General features: G+C 46.0%; 12 protein-coding genes. 6 read left to right on the top strand and 6 right to left on the bottom strand.

Features of this window, described 5'->3' with window-relative positions; all coding sequences use genetic code 11:
- Nucleotides 1–143 precede the first annotated feature (143 nt).
- On the bottom strand, nucleotides 144–1,049 hold the full coding sequence (lipA, locus tag NST58_RS27625) for a lipoyl synthase (RefSeq protein ID WP_036685320.1): 906 nt from the start codon (nucleotides 1,047–1,049) through the stop codon (nucleotides 144–146).
- Nucleotides 1,050–1,303: 254 nt separating this feature from the next.
- Here lipA and NST58_RS27630 point away from each other — a divergent pair, with 254 nt between their 5' ends.
- Nucleotides 1,304–2,404, top strand: coding sequence for a M23 family metallopeptidase (locus NST58_RS27630; protein ID WP_076099379.1), 1,101 nt, complete (start codon nucleotides 1,304–1,306; stop codon nucleotides 2,402–2,404).
- A gap of 38 nt (nucleotides 2,405–2,442) precedes the next feature.
- Here NST58_RS27630 and NST58_RS27635 read toward each other — a convergent pair whose 3' ends face one another.
- Nucleotides 2,443–4,143 (bottom strand): glycoside hydrolase family 13 protein, encoded by a 1,701-nt coding sequence (locus NST58_RS27635; protein ID WP_339244871.1) that lies wholly within the window; start codon nucleotides 4,141–4,143, stop codon nucleotides 2,443–2,445.
- Between the two features lie 122 nt (nucleotides 4,144–4,265).
- Between NST58_RS27635 and NST58_RS27640 the strand changes: the two genes are divergently transcribed.
- A complete protein-coding gene (locus NST58_RS27640; protein WP_339244874.1) occupies nucleotides 4,266–5,294 on the top strand; it encodes a LacI family DNA-binding transcriptional regulator in 1,029 nt (342 codons plus the stop codon).
- A 480-nt stretch (nucleotides 5,295–5,774) separates the two neighbouring features.
- On the opposite strand, the gene NST58_RS27645 is transcribed toward NST58_RS27640, so the two are convergent.
- From NST58_RS27645 to NST58_RS27660, 4 genes are all read right to left on the bottom strand, one after another.
- Nucleotides 5,775–8,768 (bottom strand): alpha-amylase family glycosyl hydrolase, encoded by a 2,994-nt coding sequence (locus NST58_RS27645; protein WP_339244877.1) that lies wholly within the window; start codon nucleotides 8,766–8,768, stop codon nucleotides 5,775–5,777.
- Nucleotides 8,769–9,011: 243 nt separating this feature from the next.
- Nucleotides 9,012–9,680, bottom strand: coding sequence for an alpha/beta fold hydrolase (locus NST58_RS27650; protein WP_036685332.1), 669 nt, complete (start codon nucleotides 9,678–9,680; stop codon nucleotides 9,012–9,014).
- 155 nt (nucleotides 9,681–9,835) lie between these two features.
- The gene (locus NST58_RS27655; RefSeq protein ID WP_036685335.1) at nucleotides 9,836–10,417 is read right to left on the bottom strand and encodes a hypothetical protein; all 582 of its coding nucleotides are present in this window, start codon (nucleotides 10,415–10,417) and stop codon (nucleotides 9,836–9,838) included.
- Nucleotides 10,418–10,435: 18 nt separating this feature from the next.
- Nucleotides 10,436–10,972: a hypothetical protein gene (locus NST58_RS27660; protein WP_036685336.1), complete on the bottom strand. Its 537-nt coding sequence runs from the start codon at nucleotides 10,970–10,972 to the stop codon at nucleotides 10,436–10,438.
- A gap of 482 nt (nucleotides 10,973–11,454) precedes the next feature.
- On the opposite strand from NST58_RS27660, the gene NST58_RS27665 reads away from it, so the two are divergent.
- From NST58_RS27665 to NST58_RS27680, 4 genes are all read left to right on the top strand, one after another.
- Nucleotides 11,455–11,694: a DUF6385 domain-containing protein gene (locus NST58_RS27665; protein ID WP_036685337.1), complete on the top strand. Its 240-nt coding sequence runs from the start codon at nucleotides 11,455–11,457 to the stop codon at nucleotides 11,692–11,694.
- A gap of 28 nt (nucleotides 11,695–11,722) precedes the next feature.
- Nucleotides 11,723–13,180: a DUF6385 domain-containing protein gene (locus tag NST58_RS27670; protein WP_339244880.1), complete on the top strand. Its 1,458-nt coding sequence runs from the start codon at nucleotides 11,723–11,725 to the stop codon at nucleotides 13,178–13,180.
- A 113-nt stretch (nucleotides 13,181–13,293) separates the two neighbouring features.
- On the top strand, nucleotides 13,294–15,339 hold the full coding sequence (locus tag NST58_RS27675) for a glycosyltransferase (protein ID WP_339244882.1): 2,046 nt from the start codon (nucleotides 13,294–13,296) through the stop codon (nucleotides 15,337–15,339).
- On the top strand, nucleotides 15,336–16,757 hold the full coding sequence (locus NST58_RS27680; protein WP_280753713.1) for a glycosyltransferase: 1,422 nt from the start codon (nucleotides 15,336–15,338) through the stop codon (nucleotides 16,755–16,757). Before NST58_RS27675 ends, NST58_RS27680 begins: the two co-directional genes overlap by 4 nt.
- The last annotated feature ends 7 nt before the right edge of the window (nucleotides 16,758–16,764 follow it).

The following is a 16,764-nucleotide window of genomic DNA, read 5'->3' on the forward strand; positions in this document are numbered from 1 at the left end:
GCTCCTACAGCACCAATATTCCCCTCCGATGACGCAAATCAACGATTTTTATGGGTAACCTAAGAGCAGAGATATCAGAACGCTGTCGCTTCTTCCTCCTCTTACTAACATTCTCTGTGAATTAAACCACAGAAAAGCAATAATTAGCTAGAAGAAACCGCACGCTCCTCGCGAGCTTGAGCTGCAGACTTCACCTGCTCATGCGCATGATAAGAGCTGCGAACTAGCGGGCCTGATTCCACGTGGCTGAAGCCACGCTTCATTCCCTCTTCCTTCAACAGTGCAAATTCCTCCGGTGGATAATATTTCTCCACATTTAAGTGTTTTGGAGTGGGTTGCAAATATTGTCCTAAAGTCAATATATCACAATTTACGGCTCGCAAATCATCCATTGCTTGTAAAATCTCATTCCACTCTTCACCGACACCAAGCATGATGCTCGATTTGGTTGGAATATTGGGTTTCATTTCCTTGGCTCTACGCAGCAATTCCAAGGAACGAGGGTACTTCGCTTTAGCCCGTACACGATCTGACATCCGTTCCACGGTCTCAATATTATGATTAAGAATGTCTGGATTACTGTTCATGACAATCTCAAGACTATTCCGGTCTCCTAAAAAGTCTGGAATAAGCACTTCAACGCTACATAACGGAAGGCGTTTACGAATCGCCGCTACCGTCTCAGCAAAAATCTGAGCGCCACCATCCGCAAGATCATCGCGGGCCACACTAGTCACCACACAGTGACGAAGATTCATTTTCTCTGCAGCTTCAGCTACACGTTCAGGCTCCTGCAGGTCCAGTTCTGTAGGCATCCCTGTATTCACTGCACAAAAACGGCATGCGCGTGTACAAATATCACCTAAAATCATGAAGGTAGCCGTACGGTTTGCCCAGCATTCATAAATATTCGGACACCTAGCTTCTTCACATACGGTATGTAAAGTTTTGGAACGCATCATGCTTTTGATTTCCTGATAGTTGTCACCGGTAGTTAGCTTAATCTTAATCCAATCCGGTTTAGGTTGCTTTGCTGTTTTATTAGACAAAATGATAAACCCCGCTTCCTCCTGAATGTGATGCTGCAGATGAAAGTTGCTGCCTCATATTATAACATGTGCGATTTACAATTGCCTGTTTTTGTGAAATATGCAGGGTGTATCATCTGGAGTTTCCAGCGAGATTTTTCTGGTACCTTTAGACAAGAACGGATAAAAAGTAGCATTTTGCACCAATCTATAAAAAAGCTTCATCCGAAGTGACTACACTCAATTTAATGCCCGGACAAAAGGAGGCTGTTATCTTGCTGGCCCTATTTAAGAATATTAAAGACCGGAGAACCCTGTTATGCCTGTCCGCGGCCGCTATCCTCTGGGGTGGTTTAAACCTTCCCGTTTCAGCAGCTGTAGCGCGGCCTACAATCCAACCGGTGATGAGCAGCGGGGATCCCGCTAGTGCTAGCAAAGAAGCGCAATGGTCTGGCCGAAGACAGATTTATGAGCAAATGAGCGCAGCTACTGGTATCCCGTGGTTTAGGTTCGCAGCCATTGATCAATATGAACGCACGCTCGCCAAAAAGGGAGCCTCAGGGCAGCCTGTCTCCACGCGCCTTACAGCCATAAAGATCCCGGCACCGGTATGGGCTGGTCCACTCAATCCGGATCAAGGGGATACTTCCCCGAACTCCATTAGCTTCTTTGATGGTTTTGGCAGTGATGGCTCAGGAGACGGGATTGCTGATCCAGAGAATGATGCGGACGTTCTGTATAGTATGGCTAGACACTTATTGAAGTATGGACAATCCGCTAGTGATTTCAGTATCGGGGTCTGGGAGTATTATCACAATGGCCGCGCCTCGCAGCGCATTACCCAGTTCGCGAAGTTATATGAACATTTTGGACGGCTGGACTTATCCGGCAATGCCTTCCCGCTTCCCTTAAGCAACCTTTATTCTTATCGTAGCACTTGGGGCACTGGAAGAAGCTGGGGTGGAGCACGTATCCATGAAGGAACAGATTTATTTGCACCTCAAGGAGTACCAGTCCGAAGCACCTGCTTTGGCTTAGTGGAGACAAAAGGCTGGAACCGGTACGGCGGCTGGAGAATCGGGATTCGCGATATTGAGAACCGTTACCATTATTACGCTCATCTATCTGGATATAACAAAACCATTTCTCGCGGAGATATAGTCACCCCCGGTGAAATTATTGGCTGGGTAGGCAGCTCGGGTTACGGCAATCCCGGAACACAAGGGAAATTTCCTCCGCATCTACATTTTGGCATTTACCGCGATCGCGGAATTACCGAATGGGCTTTTGATCCGTTTCCGTTGCTGAAACAATGGGAGAATCAGGAATATAGAGACTTAAAGAACAAAAGAAGCAAAAAAAGTGCCGTAAATTAGAATAAGGTCCCTTTCCTTAGAGAGGGGCCTTTTCTTTTTTAATACAACATCAAACAGCCGAATGGTTCAATGCTGACCGTAAGCTTATTATTATTTTTAAAAATTACTCCAGACAATAAATCAGTTAATTCGTTCTTATCAGCTCGATATGGGCTAAGCTCTAGTTGGTAAGGGTTTGGAGAATTATTGATAATCAGCCCTATCTTTTCGTGCTCCACACCTCGTATGTAACCAAGCACACTACGAACTTCATCAGTAAACCAAGGACGGAAGGAGCCTTTGCGCAGAACCTCATGACTTTTTCTCAGAGAAATCAACTGTTGATACCACTTATGCAGCACTGCATTCTGAGCTTGTTCTTGCCATATCATAGCTTTTCTACAGTGGGGGTCCGTCGCCCCTTCCATCCCAACCTCATCCCCGTAATAGATCATTGGAATGCCGATATAGGTCATCTGGAAAAAAACAGCCAGCATCATACGTTCAACAGCGGTACCCAAGCGGTCCCAACCACGCCCACCTTCTTTACACGCTGTAAGAAACCGCAGGGTATCATGGCTGCCAAGCAACTGAAACATAGCTGAATTCGCCTGGTCATTATACAACGCCTCCTGATGGAGCAATTGCTCCATAAAGCGAACTGGCCCCGTCGATTGTTCCGCAAAAAATTCTAACACTGCATCACGAAGCACATAATTCATTCCTCCATCGAACTGATCCCCTCTAAGCCATGGCCCAGAAGCATGCATAATCTCACCGATCAGCAGGATTTCAGGATATTCAGATTTGAGTTCTTGCCGAAACCGGGCCCAAAAACGCGGATTAACTTCATTGGCCACATCCAGACGCCAGCCGTCAATCCCTGTCTCGCGCACCCAATACTTCGCAACCTCAATCATGTAATTCGCCGTATCCGGATTGTCCATGTTCAGCTTTGGCATATGCGCTTCAGCTTTGGCAAACGTTTCATAATTGGGTACAGGGGTCTGCGTAACCGGAAAGGAATGAATGAAGAACCAATCTTTATACGGAGATTGCTCTCCTTTTGCCAACACATCCTTAAACGCGAAAAAGCGATCTCCCGAATGATTAAACACAGCATCTAAAATCACTTTGATTCCATGTCTGTGCGCCTGGCTGACCAGTGCCTTCAATCCTTCCGTATCCCCAAATACTGGATCAACCTTATAGTAATCGGAGGTATTATATTTATGTTCTGAAGGAGACTCAAATACAGGCGTCATATAAACAACATTTACTCCTAACTGTTGCAGGTAGGGCATTTTGTCAGAGATGCCTTGTAAGGTTCCTTCGTTATAACTGCTGGGATAGATTTGATAGGTTACTGCATCCATGCTCCATGAAGGTAACTTCAACGCCTCAGAATGATGGAGATATGCATATTGAAAAGAACCCGCACGTTCCCGGTTCTCCGACGCCCCTCTCTCTCCATACCAGACATATTCACCAGCAGGATTAGTTACATGGAATAGATATCTGCATTTTTTAGTAGGGGTCTCAATGACCGCTTCATGTATCTCATAAACACCTGCCGACCCAATCCGCTCCATCTGCAAAGGAACTTCATGCCCCGGAGAATCATAACGGTCTGAGTAGATGACGGTACAGGATAATTGCTGTCCAGCTTGCGTGAACAGTCTGAGCTTCAAGATGCCCGTACCCATAGGATAGGCAAACGGATCTTCACTTGTATGATATAAAAACCATGTATGAGGCATAACTTCTAAACTCCTTTTTATGCTTTTATCGTTAAATCTATAAGACTCTTTGTAATTAGAGAGACTGCTAAATTTGTGTTATTATGGTTACAAATACCGTTCCGGATTATGAGGGGAAGACAATGAAAGTAACCATTTCTGATATTGCCAAAGCAGCCAATGTGGCTAAATCTACCGTATCCAAAGTATTAAACGATTCCCCCAAAATATCACAGGAAACGAAACACAAAGTTCGCGAAATTATGAAGCAGATGAACTATACACCAAGTAGTATCGCTACCGGATTAGCCAGACAAAGCAGCTGTAATATTGGTCTCCTGGTCGATATGTCCAAGGAAAGTGAATTTCTAAACCAGTTTTTCTACAACATCATCGGTGGAATAGAAAGTGTAATTGCGCCTTTAAAATACGAGCTGACTATTTCCAATGTACAGCATAGTAGTCCGGAAGGACATTTTCTAAATAGACTTGTATTCAGCAAACGTGTCGACGGAATCATAGCGAATAACTCCGTACTAACGGAAGAGCTTTGCGAAGAACTAAACCGCTTGGAGTTTCCCTACATCTCCATCGGCGAAATTATGACTCCCGGAAGCTGGGTTGATTTCGATAATGAAGCAGGCGGCAGCATGCTGACCTCACATTTAATAAAGCAGGGGTACTCCAAAATAGCCTTCATAGGCGGGCAGCAGCAGGAAAAGATTTATACTCATCGTCTGAGTGGATATTTGCAAGCATTGCAGCTAGCAGATCTTGCCGATCAGCAGCAATGGATTATCAATTGTAAGGCTGATGAACATGAGAGCTATCTTGCTGCACTTGAGCTTCTACAGAGCGAAGATCAACCAGACTCCGTAGTATGCATGAACAGCTATGTTGCCTTCGGGGTGCTTCAAGCTGCAAAATCACTGGATATTCATGTTCCCTCACAGCTCGGCATTGCCGCATTTGATGAATATCCTCTGTCCCGTTACACTACGCCTCCTCTAACCTCGCTAAATATCGACACCTTCCAGCTGGGGGTATCTTCAGGCGAGCTGCTGATGCAACGCATTCGTAATAACAACATACCCTCTAGGCATTTGCTTCTCGAGCCAGAACTCATTCCTCGTGAGTCAACTATGAGATCCCAGTTCCCGGCGGGAACTTAGTGAAGAGGCAGGAAGCTTGGTTGCGCTTGTATAGCTGACTGAACTTTATTGCGCTGCATGCTGTTTCGGCTTGATTGTCTGGAGTAACTGAGCTTGATTGAGCTTGTATAGTTGACTGAACTTTATTGCGCTGCGTGCTGATTCGGCTTGATTGTCTGGAGTAACTGCTTTAGCTTGATCGAATTTGAGTAGCTAACATGGCTACATCGGATTTAATTGCATTTTGTGCAATAGAAATCCTTATAAGATGGGTAACATTCGATTTAATTGCACTTTGTGCAATCAAAACTCGTGAAATCGGCAAAAAACAGCCTTTTTCCTGAATTCTACTGCACAAAATACAGTTAAATCTTTCTTCCAGCTTCAAACAGAAAGTTTAATTGTATTTTCTGCAATTAAAAAGCTTCATACTGCTTATCAAGGAGCGGCCCCATACGGGAGCCGCTCCTTGTTGTGTTTAAGCTGTAGATATTATGAAGCTTATAGATCCTTCCAGCGCTGAACCGTCAGATTTACGGTTTGTGCACCGCCTGATGGCGTAAGGGTTCGATTGGAAAGATCCGATCCATTCGAATTCACCTCCACATTAGTCCAAGCGCCTCGTGTAACTTTGTATTGAATTGCTGTTCCCGCCGGTAGACTTAGTGTGATGGAGTAAATACCGTCACTACCCTTCGTCAGTTGGTAGTTCGGATCTGCCGCATTCCAGCTATTAAAGGAACCGGAGAGATAAACGGGACCACTCACAGGAGTAGACGCAGGAACAGTTACTCGGAATGTAACACTATCTGCTTGTGGCTCTCCTGCGGTGATGTTGCCATTCACCATACTCCAGGTGCCCGCAGCAAAATGATAGTTATTGCCTCCATTGTTATCCCATGTGCCACTGCCATTATTAAAGGCTGCGGTCAGCCCAGCTGCCGTGTCCAACTGAATCGTAACCGCCTTATATCCTGTAAAAGCAGAAGCTTGAAGCTGCTCGCCTGGAGACGTCGTCCAGACCGTTGAACCATCGAGCTTATAATGGATATAAGAGCTGCTATAAGCCGCATTCTTATAATAGATCGTTGCCGTGCTGCCGACAGGTGTTGCCGTTGGTGTTGGTGTTGGCGTTACGGTTGGTGTCGGTGTCGGCGTTACCGTTGGCGTCGGTGTTGGCGTTACGGTTGGTGTCGGTGTCGGCGTTACCGTCGGAGTTGGCGTTGGTGTTACCGTCGGTGTCGGTGTCGGCGTTACCGTTGGTGTCGGCGTCACGGGTCCACCCGATTGAATATTGCCAGTTGGTGTATAGGTCCAGGTGCCGGTACTAAATAAATAGTTGCTGCCCCCATTACTGTCCCAAGTGCCGCTGCCATTGTTAAAGCAAGCTTCAAGCTGGCTGGCTGAGCCGATATTAATCGTTATTTTGTTGTAGCCTGCTACATCAGAGACAGGTATCGCCACACCCGGTGATGTCGTCCAAGTTCCGCCTGCAGGGCGATAATGAATATAAGGCGAGGCATAGCCCTGCTTATAGTAAATAGTGACACTGTTCCCCGCTGGTGTTGTCACTGAAGCAATCGCGCTAAGGAGGGATAGATTGCCTGCTGCATCCATTGCTTTTACCGTATAGTCATACGTAGTACTGGCAGATAATCCGTTATCTGTATATGAAGTAGTTGCGGATGTACCCACTTTTACGCCGTTGCGATAAATTTCATATCCGGTCACACCTACATTGTCGGTGGAAGCGGTCCAGCTTACTAAAGCACTGGATGCATTTTGAACGGTTGCGGTCACGTTAGTGGGTACAGTTGGAGCAACTGTATCTGTAGGAAGCTGTTGTTTTGCATAGATTTTGGCTGCATTTGCACCCACGGTTACAGTGATCTGCTTGCCAGTTGCTCCACCCGATTGTACGGTTACCGTATCCGAAGTGTTCAACTGGTTATAAAGAACCGTCCCGACTGCCAAGCTGCTCTCTGCACGCAGTGGAATGGTAACGGTCTGCGAGCCGCTGGATTTATTACTGAATACGGAGATAACTTCCTGCCCCAGATTAGTTCCAGTGTCAATACGACGTGAAAAAGCATATAAGTTCTGTGCAGACCACATTTCACGTTGAGTGCCTGTACGGAGTGCCGGATTATTTTTCCGAATCTCATTAAGTTTGGCTACGTGCTTGTAGGTGCTGGCATTCTCATTAAAATAATTCTCTATTACATTGCCGTTTGCATCCCGTTTCACCATTGACCAGCGGTTCCAGGTATCGGCGATGCCTCCCGTCATAATCTGCCCATTACCATTGCCTTTGTTCTGTTCCGTACCTTGGAAGACAACGGGTGTTCCACGCACTGTAAAAATAAAACTCAAAGCGTTCTGCAGCTTATCTACGCTTCCTCCAGCTTCTGTGAGAAAACGATTGCGGTCATGATTGTCGATAAAGGTAACCATGTGATTGGCATTTCCGTTATAGTAGGAATCCTGTGCCAAGGTGCTTTTAATATTGGAGTCAAAAGACTGCCCATATGCGAAGCTATTTAGAACGGAGAAGAACATTGGGAAATCAAGCATGCCCCACTCCTTGTTGTTGCCGACCCAGCGCGAGACAAATTCAGCATTGCCGTCAAAATTCTCGCCAAAGGTATTAACCCCCAGATAATTTTGCAATTCACCAATATCAGTCGGCTTCATCAGCTTGGCTGCGTCTACACGCGCACCATCTGCCCCTGTATAGTCAAACCAGCCTTTAATCGAATCAAATATGGCCTTTTTAGCAGCAGGGACATCGAAGTCAATGTCATCCAGTCCGCCTAGATCATGATTTTCTAAGTAATCCTGTGCCCATTGATCGTATCTTCCGTCTGCCAAAGACCAGTTGATATCTCCATTATGGTGATACCAAGCCGGGTTATTGAAAGGAGCTGCTGGCTGCAGACTAGGGATATCATAGTAGGCTTGGGTACCCAGCATATAATCCCCGATATGGTTTGGCACAACGTCTATAACCACCTTGATGCCAACCGCATGTGCGGAATCCACTAACTCCTTCAGCTTCTCCTTTGTACCGAAGTAGGGATTGGCTGCGTTAGGGTCCTTAACGTTGTACCCGTGATACGCCGTGTTTTTACCACTGCCGTTGTTCTCCCGATTCGTCATTTGCGGCTCCGCCACTGGGGAAATCCAGATCGCGGTGTAGCCCATATTTTTAATATAAGACAGCTTGTCGATCACCCCTTGCCAATCTCCGCCTTTCATATAACGGAAATCTTCTTCAGAGTTCTCGCCATAGCGAATTGCCGCTCCCGTAGCATTGTTGGAAGAGTCCCCGTCATTAAACCGGTCAACCATAATCTGATAAATGGTATCATTCTCGTTAATCGTACCGATGCTGGCTGCATCTGCCTGTTGTGGCGCTAAGACGAATAAATTAATCACAGTAGAAAGAAGAATAGATGTAATCAGAACGGGCACGTACCATAACTTACGTTTCATCGCGCGCATCTCCCTCTCTTATTAAAGCGTATTCATAACACACTAAAACCTACTTCTTGGATTAAAAACGACCTTTCCAGCGATGTTTTTGGCATAGAAACAAACGAATTTTAGGGAAACCGGTTTCCCTACTAAAAATTACCATGACACCAGACGCGTTGTCAAGCCTTAAAATTGAAATGCACAACAAAAAAAGAGCTCCTATTTAGGAAGCTCTTGGGGTTGAATATTTACTGTTTGAGTTCAGCGTCCCGCCGTCTGAATAAACTGCAAGACCTCATTCATAATTCGGTCCTTCTCTTCACAATGGCACACCATATGACCACTGTTGTCGACCATCAGCACCTGTTTTTGGGTCGCCTTGATCATATGATGTCGTAGGTAATCGGCGCTTCTAGTCTTCACTAGATGATCTCTTTTTCCTTGCACGATCAGGGTTGGAGTCTCAATATGCGGATAGACAGAAAAGCTCTCACGAACCAATCGCTGGAACTCTCGAGTTGCTTTTGGAGGCGTTGAACTGAATTTACTAATATAAGTTTTTAGCATGGAAAAGCTCCCAAGGGTCTTAATAATTTCTACAGGATTCAGCGGAAACACAGGGGTAGACAACAAAGTGAGAGATTTAATCCAAGGTTTATAGCGCACGGAAAGATGTGAAGCAATAAGAGCACCGGTTGAAAAACCGATCAGATGAACGCCGTCATTTGTCTTTAACAGCTCTGTTAATTCATCCTCAGCACTTTGCTGCCAATCATGTCGATCCGAATGCAGTAGATCATTCCTGCTGCCCCCGTGCCCCTTCAGGGTAAATGTTCTGGAACGATAATTATGCTGCTCCATAAACTGGGACAAGGGAGAGATTTCATGCTCACCTCCGGTAAAGCCATGAATAAATAAACAACTTTCCATAATTGTCCCTCTTTTCACATTCCATACTGAATTCCAACTTTATTGTATAATGCCAATCCCCTTTATTTTCTATTCATTCCAACCTTCTATGTAAAACCTTAACCAAATGATGTCAAGGTTTACCACCGTTATAGTTTCAAAAAAAAATATAAACTCTATTGCTCCCACCAAAGAAGACCAAGTGCAGAAGTAATCGTTAAGCCTACAGCCGAGCTAGATGAAGTTACGTTAGCACAAATAGCAGTCCCCGGCGGAACGATGATGCTGCCCGTAAAGTTCTGTGAGAAAGCGCCTGGAGCTAATTGATAATTGTAAAGCGTCGTCCCCCCGCTAATTGCCGCTGTTGAAGATTGAACGGTCATCGCACTTGTAGCCGCGCTTCCGAGATTATTATTGGTTGGTGTCAAGGTTGCAGGAGAGGTTAACGTCCCTCCTTTTACAATTGTAAAGCTTCCAGACATAGCCGATAGCAGAGAAGATCCGCCGATACTGCCGCTAATACGAGAGATATATACGGTTTTCCCGCTACCAGCAGCATTACTAATCCGAATAGAAGTAATTGCAGAAATAAGACTAAGTACGACCAAACTAGACGCGGATGTGTTGGTAGAATACAAGACCGCAGCCTTCGAAGCACTTATTTCAGGTGGCGCGCTGATATCCGGAGATTGGAAGGTATTGACCATATCCACAAAAAGAGGTTGATCATTGTCGTTAAACACATATTGATTAGGCATGATTATCCCCTCCCATTTCTAATATTCCCACCAGCTGATAGATGTTGTCGCTGCTGAAGTTCCCGATGCAATCGTGATGGACGTGGTTATGGAATTTCCGGGAGGAACAACGATTTGTCCAGTAAAATCAACAATGACGGGACCCGCTGCCAGTAATAAAGATACTAGAGTGGCCGGACCTCCCGTAGGGGCAGAAGTCGAGGTTCTGGCCGTCATCACACTGGTTAACGCACTTCCAAAATTAAAATTTATCGGTGTAACGGTAGTCCCGGTGACCGTAGCGTTCCTAAGTAGAGATAAAGTAACAGCAGCTGTTGCCGAGCTAGCTGCAACACGGGATACATACAATGTACGTCCGCTGCCTGCCGGATTACTAATCTGAACAACTAACGGTGCAGCAGTCGTTACCGTAGAAGTAAAAGGGATTCCAAACAATAGCCCCGCCTTAGCCGCTCCTCCCTCCGGAGCTGAATCTATACCAGGTGCAACATACGTGTTGACTTGTTCTGTAAAGAGTGGCTGGCTACTCTGATTAAAGACTGAATCGTTTGGCATGCGCTATCCTCCCCGTACTTGAGCTTATCTTATTTTATGCCGCTCTAAGTAACAGGTTGTTTGGGAATGTGCGTATTTTTGCTTTCCCAGCCCAATCACCTCTTATTTTTCACCATATATTATTATCACCATTCGAATGGCTAAGGATTGTCCCTAACGGTTCGCGGCTTATTGAACTGCGGTTTATTGATGCTCAGGGCTCAAACGACGGTTAGGGTCCTTTTATGGATAGGGTTCCAGAAAACCCGTAGGAGGTGAATGAAATCCATACCGGTCTGGAACTAAAAAAGCGCAGCAAAATAAAACACTCAAAAAAACAGGGGAATTGTTCTAGAAATCCGCAATCATTTCCACCTCCAAAGGGCCGAAGAAACCGCCGTAAGGTCACGATCAGTCCTTTATTTTCCGAGCATCAATTTATCGGATTCCCCGTGTCCAGCTCCATTTCACCTCTGCCTTGGCAAAAAAGCGGAACCAAAACGATGATCTCTTACGCAGTTATGAACCAAGGAGACCACCCTGTTAGCGTCCGCTTGGAGATTAGTCCGAACAGTCTTGATTCTTTTATAGATTCAGAAGAGATCGTGGCTGCAAAAGAAATGAAGGTGCTAGTGCCAAGCAGATTTTTAAAGTGGACTCGGATATCCGCCTCCACGCAACAGTCAACGGGTTTAGGCAAAATTGATGTATACGTCCAAGCCCAGTCTATAGGTATGAGTTAACAATTTTATAAGAGAGGGACGAGGAACTTTGCCTAACTACAGCTCTTTTCAAGCTAATCCCGATAATCTACGAACGCTTATTTTTGGCCGGGATGCCTCGCTGATTGATCATCCGCTCACTACAGATCCAGGCGGAAATCTAACGACAATTATCCTAGATGGTACGATTTCCAATATACTCGGAGCTACCATCACTGCGGGTACTTTGTCATCAGCAGGAACAGTTACTAACATTCTTAACGGGACGATCACTAGCGTACTCGGAGCTACCATCACTGCGGGTACTTTATCCTCCGCAGGTACGGTTACCAACATTCTTAACGGGACCATTACTAGCATACTTGGAGCTACCATCACAGCTGGTACCTTGTCTTCCGCAGGTACCATTACTAACATTCTCGAAGGTACCATTACTAACGTACTCGGGGCTACCATCACTGCGGGTACTTTGTCCTCCGCAGGTACGGTTACCAACATTCTTAACGGGACTATTACTAGCGTACTTGGAGCTACCATCACAGCTGGTACTTTGTCTTCCGCAGGTACCATTTCTAACATTCTCGAAGGCACGATTACTAGCGTGCTCGGAGCTACGATTACGGCTGGTACCATTACTAGTGTACTAGGCGCAACTATTACCGCGGGTACTTTGTCCTCAGCAGGAACGGTCACCAATATCCTTAACGGGACCATTACTAGTGTGCTAGGGGCTACGATCACAGCTGGTACCCTATCCTCAGCAGGTACGGTCACCAATCTCTTAAACGGGACCATTACCAGCGTGCTTGGAGCCACAATCACCGCGGGTACTTTGTCCTCCGCAGGTACAGTAACCAATCTCTTAAACGGGACCATTACCAGCGTGCTTGGAGCCACAATCACCGCGGGTACTTTGTCCTCCGCAGGTACAGTAACCAATCTCTTAAACGGGACCATTACCAGCGTGCTCGGAGCCACGATCACTGCGGGTACTCTGTCTTCGGCTGGTACAGTAACCAATCTCTTAAACGGGACCATTACCAGCGTGCTCGGAGCCACGATCACTGCGGGTACTCTGTCCTCAGCAGGTACGGTCACCAACCTCTTAAACGGGACCATTACCAGTGTGCTTGGAGCCACCATTACCGCTGGTACGCTCAGCAGTGTGACCTCTATTTCACAACGCAGCTTTATCGAACAGACGACGACGGGTATTGCAACTGCTAATGCCTATACTCCACTGCCAGCAGTGACTACAAGCGTATTGGGTACCTATTCCTTTTTCATCAATAACACTGGAGCTAACCCAGTCAACACACGAGTAGAAATCAGTGCTGACGGAACGAACTATTTCGTCGATACCACAGGAGATAATCCTTTAGCAGCAGGTTCTATAGATGTCATAGTTCCGGCCAGATTCTTGAAATATACACGCTTATCCTATCAATCAACGAATGCAGGAGCCGCCTCAACAATCAATGTAAGTTTCAACGCACAGGGAACGTAATGCAGATGCCCATCATATGTTGTAACGAAAGAGTGCATGGATATCCATGTGCTTTTTCTTTTGATAGCAAAAGCTGATTTCTACTTCTACATATGTAACAAGGAGGAAACAACGTGAACAATATTACGCTTGGCGTCCACCTCATCGTTAACAATGAAGCTGATCTTCTGCCCCACTGTCTCACAAGCGTAGCAGGTGTTGACGAGATTGTAGTCATAGATACAGGCTCTACTGACGAATCCATAGCTATTTCCCAAGCGCACGGGGCTAGAGTATTCCAACGGGAATGGACAGAAAACTTTGCTGCAGCACGTAACGAAGGTCTCGATCAGGCGGATACCGATTGGATTCTAGTCCTTGATGCCGATGAACGCCTGCAAACTCCACTTCCGGAACTCCGCAGCCTCCTGCAAAACACGCAAGCTCAGGCTTTTACAGTACAAATTGATAATTGGCTTGGCGTTCGGCCTGAAGATAAGGTAAAGCACAGTGCGGTTCGTTTATTCCGAAATGGACAGGGTTATCGATATAGCGGAAGAATTCATGAAGGAATTGACGCTGCAATCCTTAAATCACATAACATCTCGGCGATTGAGCATAGTGATATTGAGATTGAACACTTCGGATATTTGCCGGAAATCATGGCACGAAAAAATAAAATCAAACGCAATGAGCAGCTGCTGCGACTCGCTTTAGCCGAACAACCGGAAGATCCTTTTCACTCGTATAATTTAGCAGTCACCTGCTGTCAGGACGGTCGTCTTCTGGAAGCAGAGACATTACTTCGCCAGACCCTTCACCATGTGCCACTTGAAGCTTCCTACCGTCCTACGATGATTAGAGATCTCTGTAAAATTTATCTGACTCAAGGAAAAACGAATATCATAGATCCCTTGCTGTTGCCTGAATTGGAGCGTTATGAGGATTACCCTGACCTGCATTTTTTATTAGGCCAATCTTTGGAGAGTCAAGGCTTGTTAGAACGTGCTTTTCAAGCTTATCAGCGTGCAGCATCCATTTCTGGAGATCAGGTTAGTCAAAAATATGTATCTGAGCAAGGGATGAACACCTTCCGCCCACTTTATCGACTAGGCTTAATCTCAGAGCGGCTTGAGCTTCAGGAGGACGCTGCGAGATTCTACCACCGTGCGCTTCAACACCACTCTTTATATAGGCCTGCCTTGCAGGGAATAGCTTCTGCTTTTCAACGCTTAGCTGTACCCGATGAGGAGATTGCCAGCTTGCTGATACAACTCGTCCCCCCAACTAATGCTGCCCAACGAGCTGCGATCATTGACAGCTTATTTGCGATAAATGCTAATGAGACCATCACTAACTTATCCCGAGACACTTTTCCCTTGGAATTAGAGACGGCAAATTGGATGATCTCTTCACTCCTCATCACCAACAAGCTAGAGGACGCCTATGCAACCATAAGACAAATGACCTCCTTAGCTACGCAAGATAACCATGATTTAGAATATCTGAAAAAGTGGGCTACCCTCTGGGCTATTTGCTCTTGGGCGCTTTTTGGAGAATTCCACAATGACCTGCTAACCTATGCACCAGACGAACTCCGTTTCGGACTGCAATACATTCAGAAGTGCCACCAGCAACAAAAGGTAGATCCCGCTGAAGCAGAGGTAGATTCATTACCATTACATTCCTCATTCATTTCAGAATTGATCGAACAATCAGTAAAACTACACCAGCCCGCGTTAAGCGAAGCTTTGATAAAGCTGTTCCCTACCTTTCGGTCTGAATTAGCCGCAGCATTATATAAAGAAGGCAATAGGAATGCGGCAGGTGAGCATTTTATCAGGTTAGTTAGCGATCAAGCCGCTGATGCGAAGGTTCTTTTTTATATAGGTGAGATGGTCTTTGACAAAGGGCATTACACGGAAGCCAGTGAATGGTTTCAACAAGCGCTGGAGCAGATGCCTGAGCATGAGGCTGCCCGAGTGGGTTTAGCACTCTGTTACCTTCAGCAAGCGAAGCATAGCATGGAGGAGGCACTAAACAGCTTGGATGCAGCTAACGTTCATGGTCCACTGCAAACGGATATTGGTGCCATCCATAAATCCATCTTTTTACTAAATCGTACACCGTGGCATACACAGTGGAGCTTCCGCCAGAGTGAGGGGAGGACAGCCAAATGAGCATGCCCAGCCAAAAACCTCTGATTTCTCTATGCATGATCGTTAAGAACGAAGCAGATAACCTAAACCAATGTTTAAAAAGTGTACGTGGTATCGCCGATGAGATTATTGTAGTCGATACTGGCTCTACTGACTCCACGCTACAAATTGCTCTAAGCTTTGGAGCTAAAGTTGTTCACCATCCTTGGAATGGCGATTTTGCCGCTGCCCGCAACGCGGGTCTTCAGCAAGCCCACGGACAATGGATTCTCATTCTGGATGGAGACGAGGAACTGGATGCGAAAAGTAAGGGGGAGCTGTTGCTGTGTGCGGAGCATTTGGAGTATGAAGCTTTTTTTCTGCGCATTCATAATCATAAAGGTTTAACCGCAGCTTCCCAGACCATTACTGTTAATCCGATTATCCGGCTATTCCGTAACCGCCCGCAGTACCGTTTCAGCGGCATCATCCACGAACAGATTGCAGAAACGATCGTAAAAGCTACACCCAAAGCAGCAATGCATTTAAGCAACGTAGTCATCCATCATTACGGTTATGCAGACGGCGTAGTAGCAAAAAAAGATAAGATCAAACGAAATGTTGAGCTGCTCAAGGAACAGCTAAAGTTAAATCCCAATGACCCCTTCCACCATTTCAATATGGCTGTTGAATATATGCGGCTTGGTGAATATCAACCGGCTCTAGAGCATATCAAAAGATCACTTAACGAAGCTCCACCCGACACAAGTTATGTTCATCTGCTGCACAAATATCAAATCCGCTGCCTGGCAGAATTAAAAGATTTCAACGCGGCGCTGGAAGCTTGCGACTCAGGGATAACCTTACATCCAGATTATCCTGACTTGGCTCATATCAAAGGTGTGCTGCTGTTTCAAATGGGGGCCCTAGTTGAGGCCAAAACAGCATTGCTGCAAGCCTTAGTCATTGGAGAAGCTCCTTCCGGTTACCATACCGAGTCCGGATTCGGATCTTATTTGACATTTTATTTGCTGGGACAGTTATGCGAAGAAATAGGCGATGAGACCGAGGCCTGTGTCTGTTATACCAAAGCTGCTCAGCTTCATCCCGAGCCAACGCCCATTATAACCCGACTGATCCGAGCCTTAAAATGTGCTGAGCGCGAAAATGAAATTTTGGGCTGGCTTCACGCTCATCTACCCGAATACACAGCCGCTAAAAGCGGACTTCTCTTAGATTTATTGCGGATTGAGGGATGTGAAGAGGCAGCAAAACAGCTGATGAAGACCACAGGGCAGTCCTCATCTAATGACTCGTTATTCAACCCAGCCTATCACCCAGGGCGTTCGGAGCTTTTGTTGGCGGATCGTCTGCTTGCCTCCCTCACTTCTTCAACCCCCTATTCTCCAGCGGCTAAAAGAGTGCGACTCGCACTTCCACTGCCCAGAGTTTCAGATTAGGAAGGAC

It is taken from the genome of Paenibacillus sp. FSL R10-2796 (genome assembly GCF_037965315.1).
In the GTDB taxonomy this organism is placed as follows: Bacteria; Bacillota; Bacilli; order Paenibacillales; family Paenibacillaceae; genus Paenibacillus_AQ; species Paenibacillus_AQ odorifer.